12 protein-coding genes and 3 tRNA genes are annotated in these 15682 nt (G+C 66.6%); 7 read left to right on the top strand and 8 right to left on the bottom strand.

Annotated elements, in window-relative coordinates; translation table 11 throughout:
• Positions 1 to 15: 15 nt before the first annotated feature.
• The 3 genes from rlmB to rnr all read right to left on the bottom strand — a co-directional run bounded on the left by rlmB (position 16) and on the right by rnr (position 3947).
• A complete protein-coding gene (gene rlmB, locus AC5P5R_RS13230) occupies positions 16 to 759 on the bottom strand; it encodes a 23S rRNA (guanosine(2251)-2'-O)-methyltransferase RlmB (RefSeq protein ID WP_005408775.1) in 744 nt (247 codons plus the stop codon).
• 151 nt (positions 760 to 910) lie between these two features.
• A complete protein-coding gene (locus AC5P5R_RS13225) occupies positions 911 to 1393 on the bottom strand; it encodes a GFA family protein (RefSeq protein WP_005408774.1) in 483 nt (160 codons plus the stop codon).
• A gap of 94 nt (positions 1394 to 1487) precedes the next feature.
• Complete coding sequence (gene rnr / locus AC5P5R_RS13220) at positions 1488 to 3947, bottom strand: ribonuclease R (RefSeq protein WP_164281731.1); 2460 nt, start codon at positions 3945 to 3947, stop codon at positions 1488 to 1490.
• A 128-nt stretch (positions 3948 to 4075) separates the two neighbouring features.
• Here rnr and AC5P5R_RS13215 point away from each other — a divergent pair.
• Positions 4076 to 4160 (top strand) — tRNA-Leu (locus AC5P5R_RS13215).
• Positions 4161 to 4365: 205 nt separating this feature from the next.
• A tRNA-Leu gene (locus AC5P5R_RS13210) sits at positions 4366 to 4450 on the top strand.
• A 56-nt stretch (positions 4451 to 4506) separates the two neighbouring features.
• Here AC5P5R_RS13210 and AC5P5R_RS13205 read toward each other — a convergent pair.
• Positions 4507 to 5253 carry a sulfite exporter TauE/SafE family protein gene (locus AC5P5R_RS13205; protein WP_087803314.1) on the bottom strand — a complete coding sequence of 249 codons (747 nt, stop codon included), beginning with the start codon at positions 5251 to 5253 and terminating at the stop codon, positions 4507 to 4509.
• A gap of 99 nt (positions 5254 to 5352) precedes the next feature.
• Between AC5P5R_RS13205 and AC5P5R_RS13200 the strand changes: the two genes are divergently transcribed.
• From AC5P5R_RS13200 to AC5P5R_RS13190, 3 genes are all read left to right on the top strand, one after another.
• Positions 5353 to 6252, top strand: a complete 900-nt coding sequence (locus tag AC5P5R_RS13200; protein WP_164281730.1) for a LysR family transcriptional regulator — start codon at positions 5353 to 5355, stop codon at positions 6250 to 6252.
• Positions 6253 to 6302: 50 nt separating this feature from the next.
• Positions 6303 to 6387 (top strand) — tRNA-Leu (locus AC5P5R_RS13195).
• 324 nt (positions 6388 to 6711) lie between these two features.
• Complete coding sequence (locus AC5P5R_RS13190) at positions 6712 to 6990, top strand: hypothetical protein (RefSeq protein ID WP_049395927.1); 279 nt, start codon at positions 6712 to 6714, stop codon at positions 6988 to 6990.
• Positions 6991 to 7101: 111 nt separating this feature from the next.
• On the opposite strand, the gene emrB is transcribed toward AC5P5R_RS13190, so the two are convergent.
• The 4 genes from emrB to emrR are packed head-to-tail and all read right to left on the bottom strand — an operon-like array spanning position 7102 to position 11822.
• The gene (gene emrB / locus AC5P5R_RS13185; RefSeq protein ID WP_032966542.1) at positions 7102 to 8688 is read right to left on the bottom strand and encodes a multidrug efflux MFS transporter permease subunit EmrB; all 1587 of its coding nucleotides are present in this window, start codon (positions 8686 to 8688) and stop codon (positions 7102 to 7104) included.
• A gap of 7 nt (positions 8689 to 8695) precedes the next feature.
• A complete protein-coding gene (gene emrA / locus AC5P5R_RS13180) occupies positions 8696 to 9877 on the bottom strand; it encodes a multidrug efflux MFS transporter periplasmic adaptor subunit EmrA (RefSeq protein WP_005408768.1) in 1182 nt (393 codons plus the stop codon).
• An 11-nt stretch (positions 9878 to 9888) separates the two neighbouring features.
• A complete protein-coding gene (emrC, locus tag AC5P5R_RS13175; RefSeq protein WP_033834101.1) occupies positions 9889 to 11382 on the bottom strand; it encodes a multidrug efflux transporter outer membrane subunit EmrC in 1494 nt (497 codons plus the stop codon).
• Positions 11379 to 11822 (bottom strand): multidrug efflux system transcriptional regulator EmrR, encoded by a 444-nt coding sequence (gene emrR, locus AC5P5R_RS13170; protein ID WP_005408766.1) that lies wholly within the window; start codon positions 11820 to 11822, stop codon positions 11379 to 11381. Before emrR ends, emrC begins: the two co-directional genes overlap by 4 nt.
• A 172-nt stretch (positions 11823 to 11994) precedes the next feature.
• On the opposite strand from emrR, the gene AC5P5R_RS13165 reads away from it, so the two are divergent.
• On the top strand, positions 11995 to 12876 hold the full coding sequence (locus AC5P5R_RS13165) for a helix-turn-helix domain-containing protein (protein ID WP_171956616.1): 882 nt from the start codon (positions 11995 to 11997) through the stop codon (positions 12874 to 12876).
• 59 nt (positions 12877 to 12935) lie between these two features.
• On the top strand, positions 12936 to 15179 hold the full coding sequence (parC, locus tag AC5P5R_RS13160) for a DNA topoisomerase IV subunit A (protein ID WP_005408764.1): 2244 nt from the start codon (positions 12936 to 12938) through the stop codon (positions 15177 to 15179).
• The last annotated feature ends 503 nt before the right edge of the window (positions 15180 to 15682 follow it).

The raw sequence follows: 15682 nt of genomic DNA, 5'->3' as shown, positions 1-15682 counted from the left end.
GATCCGACCCCGAAATCAACCGCGCTGGCGCACGGCCTCGAACAGGCTGACGCCCGCGGCGACGGAAACATTCAGGCTCTCGATCTCGCCCGGCATCGGGATCTTGACCAGGCCATCGCAGTTCTCGCGGGTCAGGCGGCGCAGGCCATCGGCCTCGCCACCCAGCACCAAGGCAATGTTGCCCTTCAGGTCCAGCTGGTACAGCGACGCAGTGGCTTCGCCGGCCAGGCCGTAGATCCACACGCCCTGCTTCTGCAGGTCCTTCAGGCAACGCGACAGGTTGGTCACCGCCACCACCGGGATCAGATCGGCGGCACCGGCCGAAGTCTTGCGCACGGTCGCGTTCACCGTGGCCGACTTGTCCTTGGGGATGATCACGGCAGTGGCGCCTGCGGCAGCCGCCGAGCGCAGGCAAGCGCCAAGGTTGTGCGGGTCCTGCACTTCGTCCAGCACCAGCAGCAGGGCCTTGCCCTCGGCTGCGGTGACCAGGCCCTCCAGCTCGTTCTCGCTGTAAGTGCGGGCGGCGGCATAGCGCGCGGCCACGCCCTGGTGGCGTACCGAACCGCCGACACCGTCCAGCGCCTGGCTGTTCACCTTGCGCACGTCGATGCCCTTGCGGCGGGCGTTTTCCTCGATCTCGGTCAGGCGCGGGTTCTTCGCACCGGCCTCGACCAGCACTTCGCGGACGTTCTCGGCGTCGTTCTCGATGGAGGAGGCGACGGCGTTGACGCCGACGATCCACTGGCTGTTCTTGCTCATGCGGGCGGGGACCGGAAAGGGGGTGGCTATGGTAGAGCATCGGCGGGCCGGGCGCTGCGGCGGGGCCCCTGTTGAGCCGAGCCTGCGCTCGCTGCCGGGCTGAGGCCGCGGCGACCTGCCAGCCGAGCCTGGGCTCGGCGCTACAGGGGCGTTACCGGCTGCGCGGCGGCCAGTGCGGCGTGTCGTGGTCCGGGTGCTGATGGGACACGATGGTGGCCAGGAACTCCAGCGCCGCGATGTCTTCCTCGGTACGACGGGCCGGCAGGCTGGCCAGCGTATCGACGAACGGCAGCTTGCGCTCGACCCCGTACTGGATCGTCGGCGGCAGGCGCTCGGGTTCGTCAAAGGCGCCGGCCGCCACCGCCACGCCGTCCGGCGCCTCGTAGCTCAGCGGCGTACCGCAGTCGGCACAGAAGCCCCGGCGCACCACGTTGGAGGACTGGAAATAGCGCGGCTGGCCACGGGTCCAGCTGAACTGCACGCCACGCACCGACACCAGCGGTGCGTAGTAGGCACCGAAGGCCTTCTGGCACATCCGGCAATGACAGATCGAACTGTCGGTCAGCGCGCCACGCACCTGGAAGCGGATCGCGCCGCACTGGCAGCCGCCACTGTATTCGGGTTGGCCTTGCATGCGATGTCTCCTGGTGGTGCCGGCCGCTGGCCGGCAACCCGTCGGTGCCGAGGGTGCCATGGATGCCGGCCAGCGGCCGGCACTACCACGGTCATCAGTATTTCTCTTTCTTCCGCTTGGCCGGCTTGCCACGCTCGGGCAGCGGCGGCAGGCCATCGCCTTCGTCCTCGCCCTTGTGCTCAACCAGGCGGAAGTCGATCTTGCGCTCTTCCATGCTGGCCTTCAGCACCAGGATCCGCACGCGGTCACCCAGACGGTAGCTGCTGCCGCGGCGCTCGCCGGTCAGCGTCTTGCGCGTGGCGTCGAACTTGTAATAGTCCTGCGGCAGCTGGGTCACGTGCACCAGGCCCTGCACCTTCGACTCGTCCAGTTCCACGAACAGGCCGAAGCTGGTCACGCCGCTGATCACGCCATCGAACTGGCCACCCACGTGCTTTTCCATCCACGCCGCGCGGTAACGCTCGTCGACCTCGCGTTCGGCTTCATCGGCACGGCGCTCGCGCTCGGAGCACTGCAGCGCCAGCGCAGCCATTTCGCGCGCGTTGTAGGTGAACTTGTCCAGCGGCTTGCCGGACAACGCGTGCTTGATCGCGCGGTGCACCAGCAGGTCGGGGTAACGACGGATTGGCGAGGTGAAGTGCGCGTACGCCTCCAGTGCCAGGCCGAAATGACCGTGGTTTTCCGGGCTGTAGATCGCCAGGCTCTGGCTGCGCAGCAGCACCGATTCCAGCAGCGTGGCATCGGGGCGGTCGCGGATCTTCTTCAGCAGCTTGGTGTAATCGCCCGGGCGCACCTTCGACCATGGCGGCAGGCTCAGCTTGAACTCCTTGAGGAATTCCAGCAGGTCGGCGTACTTGGTTTCCGGCGGCTTCTCGTGGATGCGGTACGGGGCCGGCACATGGCGCGACAGCAGGTACTTCGCCGCCTCCACATTGGCCGCGATCATGCATTCCTCGATCAGCTTGTGCGCGTCGTTGCGCACCAGCATGCCGGCCTGGGTCACTTCACCGCGGTTGTCCAGCACGAAGCGCACTTCGCTGCTTTCGAACTCGATGGCGCCACGCTTGGCACGCGCCTTGGACAGGACCTTGTACAGCTGGTGCAGGCGCTGCACCTGCGGCAGCAGGTCGCCCATCCAGGCCTTGGTATCGGCATCGTCCTCGCCCACCGCCTTCCACACCTGGGTGTAGGTCAGGCGCGCATGCGAGTTCATCACCGCTTCGTAGAAGCGCGAATGCGTGACCAGGCCGTCGCGGTCGATCTGCATGTCGCAGACGAAGCACATGCGGTCGACCTTCGGCATCAGCGAACAGATGCCGTTGGAGAGCGTCTCCGGCAGCATCGGCACCACGAAGCCCGGGAAGTACACCGAGGTGGCACGCTTCTGCGCCTCTTCGTCCAGTGGCGTGCCGGGCCGGACGTAGTTGGAGACATCGGCAATCGCCACCACCAGCCGGAAGCCATCGGCGTTCGGCTCGCAGTACACCGCGTCGTCGAAGTCCTTGGCATCTTCACCGTCGATGGTGACCAGCGGCATGCTGCGCAGGTCCACGCGGTCGCCGATCATCGCCGGCTCGACCACCAGCGGCACCGAGGCGGCTTCGTCCAGCACTTCCTGCGGGAACTCGAACGGCAGTTCATGGCCGTGGATGGCGGTCTCCACCACCAGCGAGGCGGTCAGCTTGTCGCCGAGCACGGCGATGATGCGGCCGATCGGCGGGCGACGGCTGTCCGGCGCCTGGGTCAGTTCGCAGACCACCAGCTGGCCGTCGCGCGCACCACCGGTCTGGTCCGGCGGCACCTGCACGTTGCGCTGCACGCGCTTGTCGTCGGGCACCACGTAGTTGATGCCCATCTCGACGCTGAAGCGACCGATCAGGCGGGTCATGCCGCGCTCCAGCACGCGGGCGATGCTGCCTTCGCGGCGGCCACGGTGGTCGATGCCGGTCACGCGGGCCAGCACCTTGTCGCCGTGCATGACCTTGCGCATTTCATACGGCGGCAGGAACAGGTCGTCGCCGCCCTCGACCGGGCGCAGGAAGCCGAACCCCTCCGGGTTGGCGATCACCACGCCGGTGACCAGGTTCAGGGTCTGGATCGGGGCGAAGCCGCCGCGGCGGTTCTGCACCAGCTGGCCGTCGCGGACCATGGCGCCGAGCCGGCGCGACAGTGCTTCGGCACGGTCCGGGGCGGTCAGGCCCAGGCGTGCGCCCAGTTCCTCTGCCGTCTGCGGCCCTTCGCAACGCTCCAGCAGGGCCAAGATGGCTTCGCGGCTGGCGATGGGCTGTTCGTACTTCTCTGCTTCGCGGGCGGCATAGGGATCGTCGATCACCTTGCCGGTCGGCGGCAACTTGCGGCCCGGGGCCGGGCCCGGTGCGTCGCTGCTACGGACCTTGCGGCCACGCGGCGGTGCGCCGCCTTCATTCAATTCGGGGAACCAGCCCGGCAACGGCTTGCCCGGCTTGGTGGCGCGGGCCGTGCCCGCCTTGGCGCCCTTCTTCGGGGCCTGGCCGCGGGAGGTGCTCCCGCCCTTGCTTGGTTTTTTGGTAGTCATCGCCCTACATGGTAGCCGTTGACGGCGTGCAGAACGGGTCAGTGGCCGTCTTGACGGCCTTGCGTGAAAAATATTCAGGAAGTCGTTGACAGCCTGCGGATTCATCTTCACAATTGCGCCTCTGGAACGCCCAGGTGGCGGAATTGGTAGACGCACTAGTTTCAGGTACTAGCGGGTAAAACCGTGGAGGTTCGAGTCCTCTCCTGGGCACCAACGAAGAAACTCCTCGCTTCGGCGGGGATTTTTTTTGCCTGCAATCCAGCAACGGGGCCGAATTTCTTTCCGAAGGAAAGCGCTCCGACCCCAAGCGAGTGAGATGGGGTCAGAGCCCGCTCCGCACGCGAAACGAGGTCCGACACCGGATCCAGAAAAAGTGTTGACACCCCCGTAACAACACCCCATAATCTCGCTCCTCGACGCCCAGGTGGCGGAATTGGTAGACGCACTAGTTTCAGGTACTAGCGGGTAAAACCGTGGAGGTTCGAGTCCTCTCCTGGGCACCACGTCGAGAATGAGAAAAACCCGCGAGAGCGGGTTTTTTCATGCCCGGAATATGGCATCAGAGCAGCGGCCGCAGCACAAGTTCCAGCCCGAGCAGCAGCAGGAAACCCAGGAAGCAGCCCCGGAACACCCGCGCACTGATGCGCTGCCGGATCACCTGCCCCAGCCACATGCCCAGCAATGCCGGCAGCACCGCCAGCGCACTCAGCCCCAGCTGCTGGATGCCGAATGCGCCGTGCAGCACCAGGCCGGCGGTCAGCGAAATCGTTGACACCGTGAACGCCAGCCCCAGCGCCTGCACCAGCTCCTCGCGCTGCAACCCCAGCGACTGCAGGTACGGCACCGCCGGCATCACGAACACGCCGGTGGCGCCGGTCACCACGCCCGACAACGCCCCCACCAGCGGCCCCAGCCAACGCTCGCGCCGCTGCTGCACGCGGAACACCGGCGCAAGCAACGCATAGGCGGCATAGACCACCAATGCCACGCCCAGCGCAACGCGCGACCAAGTGCGATCGACCCGCACCAGGAGCGCCGCCGAGCCCAGCGTCACCACCACCACGGCCAGCATCATCGGCCACAGGCGCCGCACGATGCGGTCCAGTGACGGCCCGGACAACAGCTGCCACGCATTGGTGACGAAAGTGGGAATGAACAGCATCGACGCCGCCGACACCGGCGACAGCGTGCTGCCCAGCAGCCCCATCGCCACCGTCGGCAACCCCATCCCAGTCACACCCTTGACCACACCGGCCAGCACGAACACCACCACCAGCAGCACGTAGAAGTACATCGATTCATTCATGCCTTCATTGGATCGGCCGGCCGCTCGGCGCACAATGCGGTGTTTCCGGCCTTGCCTTCGGCTGATCCGAAGGCGCAGCCGTTGCGATGAGGGCATCACATGCGGATGGATATCGCCGACCTGCGCCTGTTCCTGGCGATTGCCGAGGCGGGCAGCATCACGGCCGGCGCAGCGCAGGCAAACCTGGCACTGGCGTCGGCCAGCGAACGCCTGCGCACGATCGAAGCCGATGCCGGCACCGCGTTGTTGAACCGGCACCCCCGCGGCGTCAGCCTTACCGAAGCCGGCGCCGCCCTCGCCCACCATGCACGATTGATCCTGCAGCAGCAGGCGCAGCTGCGCGGTGAACTGCAGGCGTTCGCGCACGGCGCGCGCGGCACACTGCATCTGTATGCCAACACCGCAGCACTGACCAACTACCTGCCTTCGCGGCTGGCACCGTGGCTGGCCGAACGCCCGCGCCTGCACGTGGAACTGCTGGAGCGCACCAGCCCCGAAGTCGTGCGTGCGATCAACGCTGGCCAGGCCGAAGCCGGCATCATCAGTGATGCGGTCGACGCTGCCGGCCTGCAGCAGCACGTGGTCGCCGAAGATCCACTGGTGATGCTGCTGCCCGCGGAACACCGCTTCGCATCGCGGCGCAGCGTGGCCTTCGCCGATGTTGCCGGCGAGACCTTCGTCGCGCTGGCCGACGGCAATGCACTGCAGGCCTACATCGAAGACCAGGCACGCGACATCGGGCGACGCCTGGACGTGCGCATCCGCATGAAGACCTTCGAAGGCGTGTGCATCATGGTCGGCCACGGCATTGGTGTCGGCATCGTGCCGCGTACCATTGCGCGCCAGCATCGACGCAATACCCGCACTGTTGCGGTTCCGCTTGCAGATGCTTGGGCACAGCGCCGCCTGTGCGCCTGTTTCGCCGAATGGGCGCAGCTGTCACCGGCGATGCGCAGCCTGCTGCTTCACCTGGGCGTGCAGCAGCAGAAAAATGTGTGAAATGTTGTTGACACACTCTCTGCCGTCCCGCACAATTCATCTCCTGAGTCGCCCAGGTGGCGGAATTGGTAGACGCACTAGTTTCAGGTACTAGCGGGTAAAACCGTGGAGGTTCGAGTCCTCTCCTGGGCACCACGACTCAAGATGATCAAACCCGCGAAAGCGGGTTTTTTCGTTTCCGGGGTTTGGCGATCCTGGCATCGCAACCGCCACTCGGACTGTCGTATCTCGCACCGTCAGGGCGTCGTCTGCGGGTGCATACCTACTCCCGGCGCGTCGTCACCGGACCTTGAACGGCCCCCTTTTGGGGCGCATTTCACGTTCCCCGTTCAATTCGTACTTTTCCTAGTCGAGATCCACCCGATTCCTTTTCGGTGGGAGGCAGATTTGCGGGAGCCGGCTGCGGGTGTATCGCCACGACCTGACCAGCGCCCCTCCTCTCCCCCAAAGGACGCACCAATGCAGCGCAGCATCATCTGCCCACACTGCCATACCGGCTCGAACCACGGCGTAAGCGTATGCGTGGGATGCCAGGCCGAGGTCCATTACGGCGCATCAAAGGAGGCCGTAATGCTTGTCTTTGTCGCCGCCATCATCTGCGGCGCACTTGTCGGCAGCCGATTTCAGGCCACTGCCGGCTGGCTCGCATGCGGCGCCGTACTTGCGGCGGGGATCTGGGCCATTTCCCGATTGTCTTCCGACCGGGTGGTGTTCAAACGCGTCTATCGCACGCGCTGAACCTGCGCCGTTGCACCACCCCGAGGGCAATGCCCGCGCGACCAGCGTCGCCCCAACAAAAACCCCGCCTCGCGGCGGGGTCAAAATACAGCACGGTGTTTCCAGGGAGTTTCAGTGCCCACCACCGGCGGCTGCACCCGCACCTGCGCCGAATGGCGGCTTGGCCAGCCACAGGAACGTGATGATCGCCAGGAAGATCCAGCCCAGCAGGAAGAAGATGTCGTTGAAGCCCATCTGCGATGCCTGGTGGTTGATCATGTTGTTCAGTACCGCTGCGCCGTGCTGCAGGTCGCCCTGCCCCATCGCCGCCACTTGGTCCTGCATGCCCGGCTGATAGGCCGAGATATGCTCGGTCAGGTCGGCATGGTGCACCTGGGTGCGCCGCGCCCACAGCCACGTCGTCAGCGACGCCGCGAAACTGCCACCCAGCGTACGCAGGAACGTGGCCAGGCCGGAGCCCGCCGCGATCTCGCGTCCATCCAGGTCCGACAGCAGGATCTGCAGCACCGGCATGAAGAACAGCGCGACGCCGATGCCCATGATCAGCTGTACGCCGGCCACGTGCATGTAGTCCACCTGCAGGTTGAAGTTCGATCGCAGGAAGCTGGTCATCGACAACACGATGAACGCGACCGTGGCCAGCATGCGCATATCGAAGCGCGACGCATACTTGCCCACGAACGGGGTCATGATCACCGGCAGGATGCCGATCGGCGCCGTCGCCAGGCCCGCCCAGATCGCGGTGTAGCCCATGTCACGCTGCAGCCACTGCGGGATCAGCAGCGCCACGCTGAAGAACGCTGCGTAGGCCACCACCATCGCCAGCGTACCGGCGCGGAAGTTGCGGTGCCGGAACAGCTTCAGGTCAACGATCGGATCCTTGTCGGTCAGCTCCCAGATCAGGAACACCGTCAGTGTCACCACCGCCACGCAGGCCAGCACCACGATCTTCATCGACGAGAACCAGTCCTCGTCGTTGCCCAGGTCGAGGACCAGCTGAAGCGCACCGACGCCGATCACCAGGGTGACCAGGCCGACGTAGTCCATCTTCGGCTTCTCGATCTGCTCCGGGCGCCCCTTCAGCTGGTTGCCCACCACCAGCGCAGCGAAGATGCCCAGCGGCACGTTGATCAGGAAGATCCACTCCCAGCTGTAGTTGTCGGTGATCCAGCCACCGAGGATCGGGCCACAGATCGGCGCAACCACCGTGATCATCGCCAGCAGTGCCAATGCCTGCCCGCGTTTCTCGCGCGGATAGATCGAGACCAGCAGCGACTGCGTGATCGGGTACATCGGGCCGGCCACGAACCCCTGCAGCGCACGCGACAGCACCAGCATTCCCATGCTCTGCGCCAGGCCGCACAGCAGCGAGGTGATGACAAAGGCCAGCGTGGCCCAGACGAACAGCTTGCGTTCGCCGAAACGGCGGCTGAGCCAGCCGGTCAGCGGCAGCGCGATGGCCGTGCTGACCGCGAACGAGGTGATGACCCAGGTCGCCTGCTGCGAACTGGCGCCGAGATTGCCGGCGATGGTCGGCAGCGAGACGTTGGCGATGGTGGTGTCGAGCACCTGCATGAACGAGGCCATCGCCAGGCCCACAGTGCACAGTGCGACGCTGGGCGGCAGGAACCCGGAGGCCGCACCCGGCGCCGCCGGTGCGCCCGGAGCGCCGGGCGCGGCTGGAGCTTGTGCGGACATGGCGACCTCAGCCCACCTTCGCCTGCTGCTGCGGCAAGTTGCCCTGGATGATCGTGTGGATCACCTCGTCGGCATCATGCAGCTGCTTGGCATACACGTCGGTGTCGAACACCGTGCCCTTGGCCGGAGTGCTCGGCAGCACTTCGCCCTTCTGGTCGCGCAGGCTCACTTCAGCCTTCATCGACAGGCCGATGCGCAGCGGGTGTTCAGCCAGCTGCTTGGCATCGATGGCGATGCGCACCGGCACGCGCTGCACGATCTTGATCCAGTTGCCGCTGGCGTTCTGCGCCGGCAGCAGCGAGAACGCGGAGCCGGTGCCCAGGCCAAGGCTCTGGATGCGGCCCTTGTACTTCACGTCACCGGCGTACAGGTCCGACTTCAGTTCCACTTCCTGGCCCAGGCGCATGTGGCGCAGCTGGGTTTCCTTGAAGTTGGCCTCGACCCACATCTGCTCGGTCGGCACCACGGCCATCAGGGCATTGCCCGGCTGCACGCGCTGGCCGACCTGCACCGAACGACGGGCGACGTAGCCGGTGACCGGCGCGACGATGCCGGCGCGGGCGTTGTTGAGGAAGGCCTGGCGCAGCTGCGCGGCAGCCGCCTGCACATCCGGCTGGGTGGCGATCACGGTGTCGTCGACCAGCGCGCGGTTGCGCTCGACGGTCTCGCGCGAGCCGGCCACGGCCGCTTCGGCGGCAGCCAGCTCGTCACGGGCGTGGGCCAGTTCTTCGTTGGAGATGGCGCCGGTGGCGGCCAGGTCCTTGCGGCGGGCGAAGTCTTCGCGCACGCGCTTCAGGGTCACCTGGCGGGCGTTCAAGTCCGCCTGGGCGCCTTCCACGCTGCGGTACAGACCGCGGGTCTGGCGCACCGTCTTGGCCAGGTTGGCTTCGGCCTGCTGCAGTGCCACCGCGGTGTCGGACGGGTCCAGCTGCACCAGCAGCTGGCCGCGCTCCACGCGCATGCCGTCATCGGCGTTGATGGCGACCACGGTACCGGCCACCAGCGGGGTGATCTGCACCTGGTTGCCCTGCACGTAGGCATCGTCGGTCTCTTCGAACCAACGGCCGAACATGAAGTACCACAGCGCCAGTGCGGCAAGCAGCAGCACGACGATCACGAACAGGCCGCGCAGCAGGTTGCCGCGGCGGTTGGGGGCGGCCGGGGCCGCGGTGTCTTGGGTCTGGCTCATGGCGGACGTCTTCAGGAATGCGAGGAATCGGAATGGGAGGCGATCGGTGCGCGGTCGGCGTCAGCGGGCTGGAAACCACCGCCCAGCGCCTTGCTCAGGCGCACCGAGGACTGCACCTGCTGCGACTGCAGGCCGGCCAGCTGCTGCTGCGACTGCAGCAGGGTGGACTGCGCGGTCAGCACGTCCAGGTAGCTGCCGATGCCGGCGCGGTAACGCTGCTGGGCCAGGTCGAAGGCCGAGCGTGCGGTATCCACCGCCTGCTGCTGCGAGTGCGCCTGCTGCGCCAGCGAGCGCACCGCGTTGACCTGGTCGGCGACGTCGCGCAGTGCGTCGAGCACGGCCTGGTTGTAGTTGGCCACCGCCAGGTCGTACTGCGCATCGGTGTTGGCGAGGTTGGCGCGCAGCTTGCCGCCTTCGAAGATCGGCAGGCTCAGCGCCGGGCCGATGTAGGCGAAGGTGGAGCTGCTCTTCAGCAGGTCGCCCACGTTCGGGGCGACCACGCCGGCCAGCGCGGTCAGGTTGAAGCTCGGGTAGAACCTGGTCTTGGCAACCTTGATCTGCTTGTCGGCCGCTTCAACGCGCCAGCGTGCGGCAACGATGTCGGGGCGACGGCCCAGCAGTTCGCTGGGCAGCACGCCCGGCAGCTGCAGCGCCACCGGGTTCAGCGGCTGCGGGCGCTGGATCGACAGGCCACGGTCCGGGCCCTTGCCGACCAGCGCGGCCAGTGCGGTGCGGGCCGCGTCGATCCGCTGCTGTGCGGCCTGCACCTGCTGCTGCGCGGCCGGTACGCGGGCCTCGGCCTGGCGCACCTGCAGATCGCTGTCGATGCCGGCGCGGCGGCGCTGGCGGGTCAGTTCCAGCGACTTCTGCGAACGGGCCAGCTCTTCCTCGGCCACATCGTTGAGCTGCCAGGCGTAGGCCAGGTCGGCATAGGCCTGGGTGATGCCGGTGGACAGGTTCAGGCGTGCGGCCTGGGCCTCGACGGTGGCCGCATGCGCGCCGTCCACGGCCGCTTCCCAAGCGGCGCGCTTGCCGCCCCACAGGTCCACGCCATAGCTGAAGTCGAAGGCGACCTGGCTGCTGCCGGCGTAATGGCCACCGATCTCGCTGCCTGCCATCGACTCAGGCAGGCGCAGCCCGGTATATCCACCGGACACCGACAGGCTGGGCAGCTCATCGGCACGTGCGGTGCCGACCTGGGCCTGGGCCTGGCGCAGGCGCGCGTCGGCGGCGTCCAGGCTCGGGTGGCCGGCCAGGCCCTCGGCGACCAGCGCGTCCAGCTGCGCATCGCCCAGCGCCTTCCACCAGTCCTGCGCCGGGAAGCCGGTGGCGCTGAGGTCGGTGTCGGCCAGGGTGCGTTCGCTGTGCAGGCTGTCCACGTCAAGCACGTGGCCCTGCGGGTTGAGGCCACGACTGCTGGCGCAGGCGGCCAGGGCCAGGGCCAGCGCTGACACCAGCAGCGCGCGCCCGGACCGGCGGAGAGTGGAATGCGGGATCGGGTTCATGGGGTCGTCAGGGAATCGCGGATTCGGGTAAGGAGGGACAGCAGCAGCGTGCGCTCGTCGGCGGAAAGATCACGCAGGGCGTAATCCATCACCGCGTCGCCACGCAGCTTCAACCGCGCCCACAATGCGCGGCCTTCATCGGTCAGCACGATCTGCAGCGCACGCCGGTCCTGCGCATGCGGTTCGCGGCGGACGCAGCCCAGTGCCTCGAGCTTGTCCAGCAGGCGGGTGACTGCGCTGGGTACCTGGTCGATGGCCTGGGCCAGTTCGTTGGCCGTGCACGGGGCCATGTGCGAGAGCACCTTCAACCCGATGTAGTGGGTGAAGCCGATACCCAAGTCTTCTTCAGCCATGGACGCGTCGAGTTGCCGGACCAGGCCGTCGCGCACCTGGCGCAGCAGCAGGCCGAAACTGGGGGGAGTGGTTGCAGGACAGATCATGGGGGAGCATTCTCTTCCAAAAAAAATATTTCTCAATGGAAATATTCGATCTGGCATCGAATGCTGTGTTGCAGCAGTGGGCTGGATCAATGAAGGCGCCTACCTTAATGATCTGGTCAGGTGGCCCGGTAGTACAATTCAGCCAATGGATGACACATTTCAGCCAGCGGACATGATGAACAAGGCAGAAATTCCCGCTCCCAAGCGCCTGCTCAGGGACGACGCACTGGATTGGTTCGAGCGCAACGATGGCCCACCGGTGGTCGCTTTCCGCTTCGACAGCCCGCAGGGGCTGGTCCGGGAAGTGGACTGGCACCACCATCAGCGCGCCCAGCTGATCTGTGTCGAGCGTGGCCTGCTGACCACCCGCACCTCGCACGGGACGTGGTCGCTGGCGCCGGGCTCGGCCGGCTGGATGCCGCCGCTGGAGCCGCATACGGTGACCCTGGATGGTCCGCTGCGCGGTTGGGGCATGGCACTGGCCGCGCCGGCCTGCGCCACCCTGCCCGCCGATCCCTGCGTACTGGGCCTGTCCAAGCTGGCGCAGGCGCTGGCCGACCGCATCTGCGAATGGCCGCTGGGCTACGACACCACGCCCGAGCGCCAGCACATCATCGAGGTGCTGCTGGACGAGATCCGCACCGCGCCGCGCCAGCGCATGCACCTGCCGATGCCGCACGACCGGCGCCTGCTGAAGATCGCCTCGCAGCTGCTGGCCGACCCGTCCGACGAGCGCAGCCTGGCCGAATGGGCGCATTGGGCCGGCCTGTCGCCGCGCAGCCTGACCCGTCACTTCCGCGACGAGACCACGCTCAGCTTCGCCCAGTGGCGGCAACAGGCCCGCCTGTCCGAAGCCCTGCGCCAGCTGACCGATGGCCGCAGCGTGGCCGACATCGCCCATGCACTGGGCTTCAGCAGCGCCAGTGCCTTCGTCACCGTGTTCCGCCGCCACTTCGGGCTGCCACCGGGGCGCTATCTGGCGCGGGTCGGGCATGGCCTGGAAACCGGGCTGGACCCTGCACGTGGCTTGGCATCCCCCGCCGCATCCGGATAATCACAGGATTGCGAGCGGCGACCGCCGTCGCCGCCTCCCGACATAGGTAACAACGCCGCATGACCGAACTTGCCCGCCCCGTGTTCCACGGATTCGAACAACTGCCGCTGCGCGAGTACGCCGAACGCGCCTACCTCGACTACTCGATGTACGTGGTCCTGGACCGCGCCCTGCCGTTCATCGGCGACGGCCTGAAGCCGGTGCAGCGCCGCATCATCTATTCGATGAGCGAGCTGGGCCTGAATGCTGCGTCCAAGCCCAAGAAGTCCGCGCGCACCGTCGGTGACGTCATCGGTAAGTACCACCCGCACGGCGACAGCGCGTGCTACGAGGCGCTGGTGCTGATGGCGCAGCCGTTCTCGTACCGCTACCCGCTGATCGAGGGCCAGGGCAACTTCGGCTCCAGCGATGACCCGAAGTCGTTCGCGGCGATGCGTTACACCGAATCCAAGCTGACCCCGATCGCCGAAGTACTGCTGGGCGAACTGGGCCAGGGCACCACCGACTGGGCACCGAACTTCGACGGCACCCTGCAGGAACCGACCTGGATGCCAGCGCGGCTGCCGCACCTGCTGCTGAACGGCACCACCGGCATCGCCGTGGGCATGGCCACCGACGTGCCGCCGCACAATCTCAACGAGATCGTCAGCGCACTGCTGCACCTGCTGGACAACCCCGATGCGACCGTGCGCGACCTGTGCGAGCACGTGCAGGGCCCGGACTACCCGTCCAGCGCCGAGATCATCACCGCCGCCAACGATCTGCGGAACATCTACGAGACCGGCAACGGCAGCGTGCGTGCGCGTGCGACCTTCAACAAGGAAGCCAACAACATCGTGGTGACGGCGCTGCCGTTCCAGGTGTCGCCGTCGAAGGTGATCGAGCAGATCGCCGCGCAGATGCGCGCCAAGAAGCTGCCGTGGCTGGAAGACATCCGCGACGAATCCGACCACGCCAACCCGGTGCGCGTGGTGCTGGTGCCACGTTCCAACCGCGTCGACGCCGACCAGCTGATGGGCCACCTGTTCGCGACCACGGACCTGGAGCGCAGCTACCGCGTCAACCTCAACGTGATCGGGCTGGACGGCCGTCCGCAGGTGAAGAACCTGAAGATGCTGCTCAGCGAATGGCTGACCTTCCGCAGCAACACCGTCACCCGCCGCCTGCAGCACCGCCTGCAGAAGGTCGAGCGCCGCCTGCACCTGCTGGAAGGCCTGCTGGTCGCCTTCCTCAACCTGGACGAGGTGATCCACATCATCCGTACCGAGGACGAACCGAAGGCGGCGCTGATCGCGCGCTTCGGCCTGTCCGAGGAACAGGCCGAGTACATCCTGGAAACCAAGCTGAAGCAGCTGGCCCGCCTGGAGGAGATGAAGATCCGCGGCGAGCAGGACGAGCTGGCCAAGGAACGCGAGAAGATCCTCGGCATCCTCGACAGCAAGGCCAAGCTGAAGAAGCTGATCCGCGACGAACTGACGGCCGACGCCAAGAAGTTCGGCGACGCGCGCCGTTCGCCGCTGGTGCAGCGCCAGGCCGCGCAGGCCATCGACGAGACCGAGCTGGTGCCGAGCGAGCCGATGACCGTGGTGCTGTCGGAAAAGGGCTGGATCCGTGCCGCCAAGGGCCATGACGTCGATGCGTCCGCCCTCTCCTACCGCGACGGTGATGCCCTGCAGGGCGCGGTGCGTGCGCGCAGCACCCAGCAGGTCGCGTTCCTCGACAGCGAGGGCCGCGCCTACTCGACGCCGGTGCACACCCTGCCCTCCGCGCGTGGCAACGGTGAGCCGCTGACCGGCCGCTTCTCGCCGGCAGCGGGTACCAGCTTCGTGACCCTGGCCAGTGCCGAGCCGGATGCCCGCTTCGTGCTGGCCTCCAGCCATGGCTACGGCTTCGTCACCCGCTTCGAGAACCTGATCGGTCGCAACAAGGCCGGCAAGGCGATGCTGAACCTGTCGTCCGGCTCGTCGGTGCTCACCCCGTCGATGGTCGCCAACGTGGCCACCGACCGCATCGTGGCGGTGACCAGTTCCGGCAACCTGCTGGCGATCGCCGCCAACGACCTGCCGGAACTGGACAAGGGCAAGGGCAACAAGATCATCGAGATCCCGAAGGCCAAGCTCGCCACTGAACGCGTGGTCGCCATCGTGGCGATCAGCCCGGGGCAGACCCTGCAGGTGCGCAGCGGTCAGCGCACGATGGGGCTGAAGTTCAACGAGCTCGACGCCTACCTCGGCGCCCGCGCCACCCGCGGCCACCTGCTGCCGCGCGGCTGGCAGAAGGTGGAAGGGTTGTCGGTGGAATAAGGGCTTGGGCCCTGCCCCTGGTGGGTGTCAACCTTGGTTGAGGTGGGTGTCAACCTTGGTTGACACGCATTACCCCGGCAAACGCCAACCTCGGTTGGCGTTTTCGATCCCAATGGGGTCAGAGCCGTTTTCGTTGAAAACGGATCCGACCCCGGACACGAAAAAGCCGGGGCATTCCCCGGCTTTTTCGTTGTCGGCTGGCGGGCGATGGAGCAGCTGGCTGGCGAAGGCTGGCTGGCGGTGCTCCGGTGCTGGCGGGCGACATTGCTTTGTGCGCCTGGTAGAGCCGACCGCTGGCCGGCTGCCTTTTGCTCCTGGTAGAGCCGACTGTCAGTCGGCTGCTCCTTTGCTCCTGGTAGAGCCGACTGTTAGTTGTGATCTCTCTGTACGTTGTTCATCCGGGACATCTTTGGAAAATGGTGGTTACCACACCTCTCCAGACCCCAAAGAGCCCGGATGAACCACCATAAAAATGCCCGTTTGACCGTCCATAGTCGAGCACT

Source organism: Stenotrophomonas sp. YJH_SMC_19, assembly GCF_059367915.1.
Note: the sequence above shows the minus strand (reverse complement) of the source record. Positions and strands in the feature narration are given on the sequence as shown.